General features: G+C 35.3%; 8 protein-coding genes. 5 read left to right on the top strand and 3 right to left on the bottom strand.

The window, feature by feature from the left end:
- Nucleotides 1-78: 78 nt before the first annotated feature.
- Entirely contained in the window at nt 79-1,461 is a 1,383-nt protein-coding gene (locus tag BT156_RS14520; protein ID WP_083582359.1) for an MAC/perforin domain-containing protein, read from the bottom strand.
- A gap of 222 nt (nt 1,462-1,683) precedes the next feature.
- A complete protein-coding gene (locus BT156_RS14515) occupies nt 1,684-2,025 on the bottom strand; it encodes a phosphomannose isomerase type II C-terminal cupin domain (RefSeq protein WP_170857325.1) in 342 nt (113 codons plus the stop codon).
- Nucleotides 2,026-2,150: 125 nt separating this feature from the next.
- On the opposite strand from BT156_RS14515, the gene gltX reads away from it, so the two are divergent.
- The gene (gltX, locus tag BT156_RS14510) at nt 2,151-3,656 is read left to right on the top strand and encodes a glutamate--tRNA ligase (protein ID WP_072411066.1); all 1,506 of its coding nucleotides are present in this window, start codon (nt 2,151-2,153) and stop codon (nt 3,654-3,656) included.
- A gap of 49 nt (nt 3,657-3,705) precedes the next feature.
- Nucleotides 3,706-4,662, top strand: coding sequence for an acetyl-CoA carboxylase carboxyltransferase subunit alpha (locus BT156_RS14505; RefSeq protein WP_072411065.1), 957 nt, complete (start codon nt 3,706-3,708; stop codon nt 4,660-4,662).
- A gap of 58 nt (nt 4,663-4,720) precedes the next feature.
- Here the strand turns inward: BT156_RS14505 and BT156_RS14500 are convergent, their stop codons facing one another.
- A complete protein-coding gene (locus BT156_RS14500) occupies nt 4,721-5,425 on the bottom strand; it encodes a DUF6759 domain-containing protein (protein ID WP_072411064.1) in 705 nt (234 codons plus the stop codon).
- Nucleotides 5,426-5,571: 146 nt separating this feature from the next.
- On the opposite strand from BT156_RS14500, the gene tsf reads away from it, so the two are divergent.
- The 3 genes from tsf (at nt 5,572) to BT156_RS14485 (ending at nt 13,589) form a co-directional block, all read left to right on the top strand.
- Nucleotides 5,572-6,399: a translation elongation factor Ts gene (gene tsf / locus BT156_RS14495; RefSeq protein ID WP_072411063.1), complete on the top strand. Its 828-nt coding sequence runs from the start codon at nt 5,572-5,574 to the stop codon at nt 6,397-6,399.
- 210 nt (nt 6,400-6,609) lie between these two features.
- The gene (locus tag BT156_RS14490; RefSeq protein ID WP_072411062.1) at nt 6,610-10,704 is read left to right on the top strand and encodes a T9SS type B sorting domain-containing protein; all 4,095 of its coding nucleotides are present in this window, start codon (nt 6,610-6,612) and stop codon (nt 10,702-10,704) included.
- Nucleotides 10,705-10,784: 80 nt separating this feature from the next.
- Nucleotides 10,785-13,589 (top strand): T9SS type B sorting domain-containing protein, encoded by a 2,805-nt coding sequence (locus BT156_RS14485; RefSeq protein WP_072411061.1) that lies wholly within the window; start codon nt 10,785-10,787, stop codon nt 13,587-13,589.
- The last annotated feature ends 34 nt before the right edge of the window (nt 13,590-13,623 follow it).

The following is a 13,623-nucleotide window of genomic DNA, read 5'->3' as shown; positions in this document are numbered from 1 at the left end:
ATAATTAAGAATTTACATCCATAAAAAAACAGTAAAATCGTAATGATTTTACTGTTTTTTTATAATCAGAAGTTCTATTTAATAGGCATAAAATTCTATTCCTTCATAAACATATCCGCCAGGTCTTACACTTGATTTTGAATAATAGTGATCTTTTCCATTCCAATATCTATATATTGGGACTGTATTTGGCTGTTGTGTTGCAAAAGCATTAAATTCTATTCCCTCATCCGAATATCCAGAATAATATCCAGGAGTTCTTGTATAATAATGATCTTTTCCATTCCAATATCTGTAAATTGGGATTGTATTTGGAGCTTTGTAAAGGAATGCATTAAATTCTATCCCTTCAAAGTTGTATCCACCGTAATTTCCTGAAGTTCTTGTATAATAATGATCTGTCCCGTTAAAATACCTGTAAATAGGAATTGTTTTAAACTCAAGAAATACTTTATTATCAATTAAATATTGATCTACATATGCTTTAAGCTGAGCTTTTTTAGCAGGATCTTTCACCAAATCATAAATAAGAACCAAACCATTACTACCAAAATCAACCAAAACAGAATTGCTTGGATTAGAGCTATTCTGCCAGTTTGAAATATTAATTTTAGGATTATTCTGATCCAAATTCAACTCTCCCATTAGTCCTATTGCAGGATTCCCTCCTCTTGTTCTGTAAGATAATTTTTTAGAATAATTTTGATTAGAACTTGAAGTATTTACATCATTCGTAACATCAACGTCAAAAATATCTTTCATCCCAGCTTTTATACCAACTCTAGCAGCATGATCACGACTTTGATTCATTGTTTCCGCTTGGAACATTATATCTAGCTTAGCTCCTGTATAAATATCCAAGGCTACGTGAGTACCATAATCACTTACAATCTGTTGTGGAGTTTTTGTCTGTAAATCTTGTGTAAATTCCGGAGTTAAGTAATCTCCCAGCATATCAGTAGTTGCATTAAATCTTAATCTTTTTTGTTTGATCGTTAAATTATAGCTACCATAAATATATTTTGCATCATATTTATTAGTATTTGTAACCGCAGAGTTAAAAGAAACAGATAGCGTTTTTTTGAATAAAGGAATTCCTGCTGTTGCATTTACTTTTGTAGATACCATCTTAGAATAAGTTTCCGCATTCTCTCCATACTCTTCTACATATTCCTGAGAAAAAGTATTTTCAGTGATCAATCTTGCGGTTTGTTCATTTTTAAAACGCTCAACATCAACAACCTGAAAACCAGCAGAATTAGCATTTGCATATTCTCCGGCAACATCATAACCATGTCCTAAAATGTCGTAAATACCATCTCCAGCAGTTTTTCCAGATAATGAACGGTTAGAGCTTCCAGCTTCTCCAGCAGTGATTTCATTATTTAGCTCATCAGTAGAACATGAAGCTAAAAATAGCATTAGAATAGCACTAATGCAAAATAGAATTTGTTTTTTCATGATAAAATAGTTTTTAAACTTGCGGCAAAGATAATATTCCACATTGTGTGAAAAAAGCAAATCAAAATGATAAAAATCACATAACAGAGAATTTTAAATAACCTTAACTCTCTATAAATAAATAATTAATACAAAACAAATCAAAAAAATATTTAAAAAAAAAACTAAAAAAAGGGTCAAATTACATACAATCTGACCCCTTTTTAATTTTATAATTAAGCTTTAACTTCTATCATACTCATCTTCAATCCTCACAATATCATCTTCCCCGAAATAAGTCCCCGTCTGCACTTCAATGAAAACAACAGGTTTCTCAGAAAGATTCATCATCCGGTGTTTTGCACCCAAAGGGATGAAAATACTTTCACCATACTTTAGACTGATTTCTTTATCATCCAACACAATCGTAGCATCACCTTCGATGATCGTCCATTGCTCCTGTCTCTTGTGATGATACTGATAAGACAGTTTTTGTCCTGGGTTTACTTCTATTCTTTTTAATTTATAATTTGGCTCATCTGCCAAAACAAAATATTTTCCCCAAGGTCTTTCTCCGATTTCCAACATGACTTACTTCTTATTAATTTATACAAATGTAAATATTCAAATCAAAAAAGCCAATAACAGAATGATAAAACAACTTTAAAACACATAATTTTAAGTAAATTTGCATCAAAATTTTAATTGAAATGGAGAAAGTTAGAGTACGTTTTGCTCCAAGTCCTACCGGACCTTTACATTTGGGAGGCGTAAGAACCGCATTATATGATTATCTTTTTGCTAAAAATCAGGGTGGCGAGTTTGTATTGAGAATTGAAGATACAGATACTGCAAGATATGTAGAAGGAGCTGAAGAATACATCGAAGAAGCATTAGAATGGTGCGGCATCATTCCTGACGAAAGTCCTAAGAAAGGAGGGAAATTTGCTCCATACAGACAGTCTGAAAGAAGAGATATCTACGACAGATATACAGAGCAGATCTTAAAAACAGATTATGCTTACATTGCTTTTGATACTGCTGAAGAATTAGACGTTATCCGTGCTGAATATGAAGCTAAAGGAGACGTTTTTTCTTACGACAACAAAACAAGAAACCGTTTAAAAAACAGTCTTACCCTTTCTGAGGAGGAAGTTCAAAAATTATTGGAAGAAAAAACTCCGTATGTTGTAAGGTTTAAAATGCCAATCGACAGAACGTTGAATCTTGTAGATATCATCAGAGGAAATTCTTCTGTAAATACTAATACACTAGATGATAAAGTTTTAGTTAAAAACGACGGTATGCCAACTTACCATTTTGCCAACATCATCGATGACCACGAAATGGAAATTTCTCACGTGATCCGTGGTGAAGAATGGCTTCCTTCTTTAGGTTTACATACTTTATTATATGAAGCAATGGGTTGGGAAGCTCCACAATTTGCTCACCTTTCTTTGATTTTAAAACCGGAAGGAAAAGGAAAATTAAGCAAAAGAGACGGTGATAAATTCGGATTCCCTGTATTTCCATTAAACTTTACAGATCCTGCAACAGGAAACATTTCTAAAGGCTACAGGGAAAGCGGATATCTTCCGGAAGCATTCATCAACATGGTTGCATTATTGGGCTGGTCGCCTGCGGATGATAAGGAAATTTTGCCTTTAGAAGATATGGTCAAAGAATTTGATCTTCATAAAGTACATAAAGCAGGTGCAAGATTCAGTAAAGAAAAATCAGAATGGTTTAATCATCAGTATATTCAATTAAAATCTGACGAAGAATTACTTCAAATTTTAAAAAATTCAGATTTAAATTTAAAGATTGAAGATGAAAAATTATTGAAGATCATTCACCTGATGAAAGAAAGAGCAACTTTCCCGAAAGATATTTACGAAAACGGAAAGTTTTTCTTCGAAGCTCCAGTTTCTTATGATGAAAAAGCATCAAAAAAAGCTTGGAATGATGAAACTTCTGCTGTTTTAGGTGAATTGGCTACAACATTAGAAAGCACAGAATTTAGTTCTGAAACATTAAAACAAGCAGTACATGATTTCGCCGAAAACAAAGGTTTAGGAATGGGTAAAGTAATGATGCCACTTCGTTTAGCCCTGGTTGGAGAATTGAAGGGGCCAGACGTTCCGGACATTTTAGAAATCATCGGAAAACAAGAAAGTATAGCAAGAATAAACAATGCTATAAATAATTTTAAATAGAAATCCCATAATTTTTCATAAATTTGAAAGATTTAATTTACTTCAAGAAATGGAATATTTAAGTTTCGAACTTCCTATACAAGAATTGATGGAGCAATACCAGACATGTTCTTTGGTAGGAGAAGAAAGTGGTGTTGATGTAAAATTAGCATGCAGCCAGATTGAGGACAAGATCATAGAGAAGAAGAAAGAAATCTATGGAAACCTTACGCCTTGGCAGAGAGTACAACTATCCCGTCATCCGGATCGCCCTTATACCCTTGATTATATCAATGGAATGGTAGACAAAGGAAGCTTCCTTGAGCTTCACGGAGACAGAAACTTCGCAGATGATCCTGCAATGATTGGTGGTTTAGCGACTCTTGATGGCCAAAAAGTAATGATCATCGGAACTCAAAAAGGAAGAACAACTAAAGAAAGACAACACAGAAGATTTGGAATGCCAAATCCTGAAGGATACAGAAAAGCTTTACGACTAATGAAGCTTGCTGAAAAATTCAACATTCCTGTGATCACTTTGGTTGATACTCCGGGAGCTTATCCGGGATTGGAAGCTGAAGAAAGAGGTCAGGGAGAAGCTATCGCAAGAAACATTTTCACAATGGTTCAGCTGAAAACTCCGATCTTTACGTATATCATTGGTGAAGGAGCAAGTGGCGGCGCATTGGGAATCGGTGTCGGAAACAAAGTTTACATGTTGGAAAACACCTGGTACACAGTAATTGCACCGGAAAGCTGTTCTTCTATCTTATGGAGAAACTGGGATCATAAAGAAGATGCTGCAAATGCATTAAACCTAACTCCGAAAGATGCCTTAAGAGAGAAATTTATTGACGGAATCATTGAAGAACCGCTTGGAGGAGCACATTACGATCCTGCAGCGACTTATCAGAATCTGAAAACGTCAATTTTACAAAACATCAAGGCTTTTTCTAAATTTACAGGACAAGAACTTGAAACCCAAAGACAAGACAAATTTATTGCAATGGGGCAATATAAAGGATAAAACAAAAACGGTTAAGAAAATTTCTTAACCGTTTTTTATTAAAATATGTTGTAGCTATTTAATCATCTCTCAAATTCAATTCAATTTCAATATCCTTATTAATTCTTTTCAGTGAAGAATATTTTGCGTCACAAACCATTGTTGTTAAGATATATTCTCCTTTATCCACCAAAAGATAATTCTGGCTGTTAGCCGGAACATCAAGATTGTAATACTTTTTCCCGCTTATTTTTACAATTAAATTACATTTAGATCTGTTTTTAATATTGATATAAGCTTCTTTATCCATCGGATCATCATTAAACATATGGGTCAACATCGCTGCGGTTCTCTTATTTTTCTCGCTTGGCTCAGTCTTTTTAGTTGCGCTTCCGGTACTAGCATAGTTTACCTTTTTTTCAGCAGTTGTATTATTATTTGAATTTGACGCAATTGTTTTTGAGTTGTTTAATTCATTATTATTAACAATTTTTTCAATTTTTTCTTTGCTAAGAGGTTTAATCACAGGTTTTGCTTCCGGAGAATTATCTGCCATAATGAGTTCTATCAATTTCTTTTTAAAATAATCCGTTTTAGCGTGACCCGGATTTTGTTTTAAAAATCCTGCAATTATTCGGGCTTCTTTGGTACTTTCGGCATCGCTTTCTGTGTAGATGATTAATGTCTCTTTTTCTACAATAGCTTTAGATTTGCCCTTTTTCTTCTTTTGAGAAAAACCAAGAGTAAAAACGCATAAAAATATAAGGAGAAATATTTTTTTCATTAACTAAACGTTTAAAAATTTATTAAATATACAAATAACGCAAAAAGTCATTTTTTAGTTTATCATTAAAATCATTATCTTTGCACTGCTCTAAAAATAAGCTAAAAAAATCAATACTAATCTTACAATAAAAAATAATAGATATTATGTCTTATACACCAGCTGCTGCAGACGTAGCAAAATTGAGAAACATTACAGGTGCAGGTATGATGGACTGCAAGAAAGCTTTAGTTGAAGCTGAAGGAGATTTCGACAAAGCGATCGACATCCTTAGAAAAAAAGGACAGAAAGTTGCTGCTAACAGAGCTGACAGAGAGTCTGCTGAAGGTGCAGTTATCGCTAGAGTAAACGAAGATAACACATTAGGTGCTATTATTTCTTTAAACTGTGAAACTGACTTTGTTGCTAAAAACGAAGCGTTCATCGAGCTTGCTTACGAAATAGCTGAAATGGCTGTCGTTGCTGCTTCTAAAGAAGAGCTTCTAGCTACTGATTTCCACGGAATGACTGTTGCTGAGAAATTAATCGAGCAAACAGGTGTTATCGGGGAAAAAATCGAGATCGGTACTTTCGAAAGACTGGATGGGCCTTTCGTAGGAGCTTACATCCACGCTGGAAACAAAATTGCTGCTATCACTTCTCTTTCTGCTAAAGTAGACGGAGCTGACGAAGCTGCTAAAGCTGTTTCTATGCAGGTTGCTGCTATGAACCCTATCGCTCTTGACGAAAACGCTGTTTCTCAGGAAACGATCGATAAAGAATTAGAAATCGAAAGACATAAACTTACTGAAGAAGGTAAGCCTGCAAACATTATCGACAATATCTTGAAAGGTAAAATGCAGAGATTCTACAAAGACAACACTTTGGTACACCAAGATTTCATTAAAGACGCAAGTATTTCTATTGCTGATTATGTAAAATCTGTAAACGGAGACCTTAAAGTTACAGGATTTGTAAGAGCAAGCTTAGCTTAATTACTCTTTCAAAGAAAAATAATAATCCCGGTGAATTTTTTCATCGGGATTTTTTGTGCTCTATTCTCATGAAAATCAGAAAAACCATAAAGTGAATATGAAGCATATATTAAATAATTAACAACATGAACGATAACGGAAATTTATTAGAATTTTTTTTGCAAAATGTTGATTCTTAATTATTATATTTGCGCCCCCTTATAATAAGCCATGAAAAAATTTCTACTAGCTGTTTGTACATTTCTTTGTCTGTTTGCTAATGCTCAATTAGATACCGAACATTGGTTTGCTCCGATGTCGGCAAGCTCTTTACAGGGCACTCCGGAATGTTATTTATATCTATCTACAAACGAAACTACCCCTTTTTCAGTACAGATTTACAATAACAATGCGGTATATTCTACCGTACAGGTAAGCAAAGGAAATCCGGTACAGGTGACGATTCCAAGTAATTTTATGATTGCTTCTACATTGTCTAACCTATTTAATTCAAGACCGATGGGATTACAGGTAAAAGGAAATAAAAAATTCTTTGCCAACTTTAGATTTGGAGTTCCCAATCAGGCTGAAATTATTACTTCAAAAGGATTAGCAGGAGTTGGAAAAAATTTTTTCATAGGATTGGCTCCAAATACTACAGCGAAGCCTTATGTCAACTCCACAATTGGAGTTATCGCAACAGAAGACAATACAACGGTAACATTATCAGGGTATAATCCCAATGTTGTTTTTTCTGATGGTAACTCGGCTCCGTCGAGAACTTTCACTATTAATAAAGGAAGATCATACATTATTGAAGCACAAAGTGATCTGGCTACAAGTAATTTAAACGGATTGGTCGGCGCAAAATTGGTTGCCAACAAACCTGTATCTGTGACCAACGGAAACTTCAACAGCATCTATACTACTCAAAACAACAGTAATGTAGATGTATTGATGGATCAGGCGGTTCCTGTGGAAAGATTAGGAAAAGATTTTGTGATGGTAAAAGGAAACGGCCCGGCCGCTTCAGGAATGGAAGCTGCTTTGGTTGTTGCCACAGTAAACAATACCAAACTTACCGTGAATGGTAACCTTTTAAATAGTGTTACTCTGAATGCCGGACAATATTATATTGTACAGGGAACAAATTACATCAATCAAGGGAACGGAAACTACAACATGAGTATTTCCGCTACAAATAATGTTTACATCTATCAGCTTCTTGCCGGAACTTCCGGAAGCACAGTTTATGCAACAGGAGGAATGAATTTTATCCCTCCATTAAGCTGTTTTTTACCTAAAGAAATTAACGAAATAGGATTTATTAATAAAATAGGAAACACATCTTACGATACTAAACTTAATATTATCACTCAAACAGGTGCAACAGTAACCTTCAATGGAAATAATATCGCAGCAGGAAACGGGCCTTATCCTGTAACAGGAAATCCAAACTGGGTAACTTATTCTATTCCGAATGTAACAGGAAATGTTACCGTAAATTCAACATTACCTGTCACAGCGGGAATAGCAGCAGGAAATGGTGCAGTAGGTTATGGTGGCTATTTTGCAGGATTCTCTTCTGTGCCTGCCATTACAAAAACTGGTGATTGCTATGCGGGAGTTCTTCTTCAGGTAGACAGTAATTATGATGCATATCAATGGTATTTCAATGGAGTCTTAATTCCAGGAGCGACCTCCTACTCTATTAATCCTGAATTATACGGAGCTGGAGATTATACCTGTCAAATCACAAAAAACAATTGTGAAACGAGACTGACAGCTATTTACAACTATACTTTATGCCCACCGATTACGACAACAACTTATAATATTGGTTCTTGTAATACGAAAGTGATTACTCCGGCTTTTACAAGCTCAACACAAGCAATTATTCCTTCACTAACGAGTATAATTTCTCCACCAACTTCGGGAACAGCGACGGTAAACCCAACAACAGGGCAAATTACTTACACTCCAAATGCGGGGATTACTGCAAATACTACTGATACCTTTATTTATTACATTCAGGGAAATGGAAATCCTTTCAGTTTTGAATATTTTAAAATAATTATCAACACAAATGTTCTAAATGTTAATAACTCTTCATTATCGTCTTGTACAAACGCAAGCGGAAACGGGACTTATAATTTAACAACAGCCAGTGTTTCAGCAGATACAGGAACAACAGTTACTTATTTTACCAATCCGAATTTAACGGGTCAGATTACAAATCCAACAACTTATTCGGGACCTGCAGGAATTATTTATGCTAATGTAACTTCACAGTATGGATGTTCAAAAACAGCTCAGATTACATTGACTGCAAATCCGTCACCGAACACAAATAATGCTTCTTTAACATCTTGCACTGGAACAAGCGGAAACGGAACTTACAACCTTACTTTGGCAAATGTATCTTCAGATCCTGGGATTACAATTACCTATTTTACCAATTCAAATTTAACGGGACAGATTACAAATCCAACAACGTATTCCGGACCCGCAGGAATTATTTATGTTAATGTAACCTCATCGGCAGGATGTTCAAAGACGGCGCAGATCACATTAACTGTAAATCCGCTTCCAAATGCAAATAACGGTTCTTTATCATCTTGCGCTGGAACAAACGGAAACGGAACTTATAACCTTACTTTGGCAAATGTATCTTCAGATCCTGGGATTACAATTAGCTATTTTACCAATTCGAATTTAACGGGACAGATTACAAATCCAACAACGTATTCAGGACCCGCAGGAATTATTTATGCTAATGTAACTTCATCGGCAGGATGCTCAAAAATAGCTCAGATCACATTAACTGTAAATCCATTCCCGAATGTAAATAATGGTTCTTTAACATCTTGCGCAGGAACAAACGGAAACGGAACTTACAATCTTACTTCGGTAAATGTTTCTTCAGATCCTGGGATTACAATTACCTATTTCACCAATTCAAATTTAACGGGACAGATTACAAATCCAACTACGTATTCGGGACCTGCAGGAATTATTTATGCTAATGTAACTTCATCGGCAGGATGCTCAAAAATAGCCCAGATTACTGTAACAGCAACTCCTTCGCCCAACATTAATACAAATAATTATAACGCAACTCTTTGTGATAATAGTTTTGAAGGAACAATCAGTGTAAATTTTGCAACGGTAACGCCTCAAATTGTAACGAACTCAGGGAATTTTACAGTTAGATATTATTTAAATCAAGCAGATGCCAATGCGGGAAACAATAATACATTACCAACAACCTGGACGTATACGACAAATACAACTGTTTATGTAAGAGTTGATAACAATCCAACGAACTGCCCGCCAGCTTTTGGACAGATCAATTTTAAAATTGGGAATAGAATACCTTTATTATCAAGTACGGTAAATGCAGAAATCTGTGACAATGACATTAATGGCTCTGAAACCGTAAACCTTAATGATTACAAAAATGTATTCACCAATAACCCTGCTGTAACTTTAACATTCCATACATCGTTGGCTAATGCTCAGACAGGAACCAATGTGATATCTCCGACACAGATCATCAATTCGGCGGGTACTTTTTACATAAGATTTACAAGCGCAACAGAATGCCCGAATATCGGAATTTTAAATATAAAATTAAAAACTCCAAAAAAATCGACAACCCTTCGTGATCAGATAATTTGTTCTAATGAAAAAGTGATATTAGATGCAGGAACAGGATTCACTTCTTATTTATGGAGCAACGGAGCTACTACTCAAACTATTACAGTAGGAGCAGGAAATTATTATGTAGATCTTGGATTCAACGGATGTATTTATCGTCAGACTGTAACTGTTGCAACTGCTCAGGCGCCAACAATTACAAGCATTACTGTTTCTGGAACTACGGCAACGGTTAATGTTTCAGGCGGAACGGCTCCTTATAAATATTCATTGAATGATATTGATTATCAGGCTTCAAACGTTTTCACAGGATTATCAAGAGGTATTCATACGGTATATGTTTTAGGCGCAGACAGATGTCAGCCTGTTACGAAAGAATTTTTAGTTTTAAATCTAATTAATGCCATTACGCCAAATGGAGACGGGAAAAATGATGTTCTGAATTATTCAGATTTAAGAATAAAACAAAATGTAACAATAGAAGTTGTAGACAGATATGGAGCAGCTGTATATAAGTCATCAGACAAAAACTATATCTGGGACGGAAAATCCAACGGAAGAACTCTTCCCACAGGAACTTATTGGTATATTTTAAAATGGATTGAGCCTGACACAAAATTACCTGTTTCATATTCAGGATGGATTTTAATCAAGAATCGCGAATAATTCAATAATTTTATTTAAATTTTACTAACAATATCTCAAATATTATTTTAAATTTGTAGAAATCCTAATTCCACTTTTATATGAAAAGATTTCTACTTAGTCTAGTATTAGTTTTTTTAACAATTAATACGCTCTTTGCGCAAAGAGATACAGAACATTGGATAGCACCATATTATGACACTGTCGGAGGATATACAAGTGCCGTGTATTTATCAACAGACTCGGTAACCCCCTTTGCTGTACAGATCTATAATAACAATGCCTTAGTCACTACTGTCACTATCAGTAAAGGGAGTCCGCAAACGTACACTGTTGCTAATACCCTTATATCAGCCAATACTGCTGTTGATGCCTTTAAGGTTATCAATAAAGGTTTATACCTGAAAGGAGACAAACCCTTTTATTGTAGTTTAAGAATGGCGCAACTTGCTCACGGTGAAATTATCACAAGTAAAGGAAAAGCCGGCATCGGAAAAGACTTTTATGTGGCAGCCAGCCCAAATACCTTGGTAAGCTCTTTATACAATTTTACGGCAGGGGTTTTGGCAACAGAGGATAATACTTCCGTAACTGTAACATGGAATGGTACAGGTATCGTATTTATCGGAGGAACTGCTACAGGTAATTCTCATACTTTTATTTTAAACAAAGGCCAATCCTTTATTTTTGCAGGCTCCGGAAGCAATACCGCAAACTTAACAGGATTTATCGGAGCAAAGGTCGCGGCAGATAAGCCCATAACTCTTACAAACGGAAGTTGTAACGGTAACTTCGGAGTTCTTGGCTCTGACGGGTCGGATGCTGTTTTGGATCAGTCTGTTCCGGTAGAAAGACTTGGTAGCACATTTGCAATGGTTAAAACTAAATCAACTAATCCTAGTCAGAATATGGAAGGTGGTATCATCGTTGCAACACAAGATAATACAGACATATTTATAAATGGTGCAACTACGCCAATTGCATCAATAAATGCAGGACAATGGTACAGAATAAACGAAACGAACTACGTTACCCAACCCGGGGCCGGAACTCATTCTAATATGTTTATTTCTACTTCAAAAAATGTATATTTATATCAATTCGTAGCAGTAGGCAGTACTAATGCAACCTGCGGATTTAACTATATCCCTCCATTAAACTGTTTTTTACCCAGAAAAATTGATGAGATCGGTAAGATAAACGAAATGCCAAATACTTCCTCTGCAATTTCTTTAAAATTAAATATTTTAACAGAAACAGGTGCAACCGTTTTAGTAAATGGTACTGCTCCTACCGCAGCAGAAGGCCCTTATCCTTTAACAGGAAACACACTATGGCAGACTTATGCTATTGATGGAATTACAGGAAACGTATCCATTACCTCTACAAAAGCTGTAACAGCAGGGATAAATGGAGGATTTAGCACAGCAGGCTATGGAGGGTACTTTGCAGGGTTCTCTTCAATTCCTGTTATTGCAAAAAAAACAGGAGAATGTGTACCTGGTATCATTTTGGAAGTTGATGACGGTTTTGAGACTTATCAATGGTATAGAGAAGGTGTCATTATTCCCGGAGCAACAGCTAACACTTACACCCCTACTCAATCAGGAAATTATACGGTAAAAGTAACAATGGGAACTTGCCCACCTGTTACCACACCAATATATAAAGTATATTCTTGTGTTAAAAATACAACTGTAAGTGTAAATGCTTGTGCTACAAAAATTATCACTCCAACATTTTCAAGTTCAACACAAATTCCGGTTCCGAGCACTGTAACAATTACAACACAGCCTACTCACGGAACAGCTGTTCTAAATCCTGCAACGGGTATAATTACTTATAATCCTACAGCTGGATATACCGGACCGGACGTTATCGTTTATAAATTCTGCGGTAATGCTACTGAATTTATAGATTGTGAAATTGTAACTGTGAACTTAACCGTAGTTCCGTTTATTGTAAAAGATGCTAAACTAGAAGCATGTCAATATGAAGACAAAGCGTTTTTTGATCTTACAAAAGCAAATGTTATTGATCTATTAACAGTAACTAAAAAATACTATCCTACATTGGCAGATCTTAACGCCAATACAAACCAGATCATGGATCCTACAAACTATGGTTCTGCAGGAGGGTTTGTATATGTAAAAATAACAAGTAATGAAGGTTGTACAGCAAATGCGAAAATTGAATTGGTTGCAAAACCTATCAAAAAATCTCCAATTCTTGTTGACAAATATATCTGTATTGATTCCAGAACAAACTTAGAAGCAGGCCCAGGATATGATTCTTACCTATGGAGCACTGGTGCAACTACATCAGGCATCCAAGGAGTTGGTGTTGGAGAATACACTGTAGTTCTTGGAAAGAACGGATGTTTCGTTACACAGGTAGTAAGAGTTAATAAAACTGCAGATCCTGTTATTAAAGAAATAGAGATCACAAACAATACAGCAACTGTAAATGTTATTGGAGGTACTCCACCGTACAAATACTCAGTAGACGGAACCGCTAACTGGCAGGATTCTAATATATTCACAGATCTTTCAAGAGGTCAGCATACATTCTATGTAAAAGATTCTTATAACTGTACACCTATTTCTGTTGAAATTACTGTACCTAACTTATTGAATGCTATTACGCCAAACGGAGATAACAAAAATGATTATATTGATTACAGCGAATTAGCCTACAAAGGAAATTTAAGCTTTGTTGTCTATGACAGATACGGAAATAAGATATTCACAGGAGATAAGTTTAATAACTACCGATGGGACGGTAAGCATTTCGACAAGAAAATCTTAACCGGAACATACTGGTTCCACATCAACTGGAATGAACCGAATAAAGAAAAAACTCCAATAAAATACACAGGTTGGATTCTTGTAAAAAATAGAGAATAATAAATTTCTTTTTAAACCACGATTTTAGAATCGT

Origin of the sequence: Chryseobacterium limigenitum, from assembly GCF_900114875.1 — a bacterium.
GTDB lineage: Bacteria > Bacteroidota > Bacteroidia > Flavobacteriales > Weeksellaceae > Chryseobacterium > Chryseobacterium limigenitum.
This window is presented reverse-complemented; position numbering and strand designations above follow the sequence as displayed.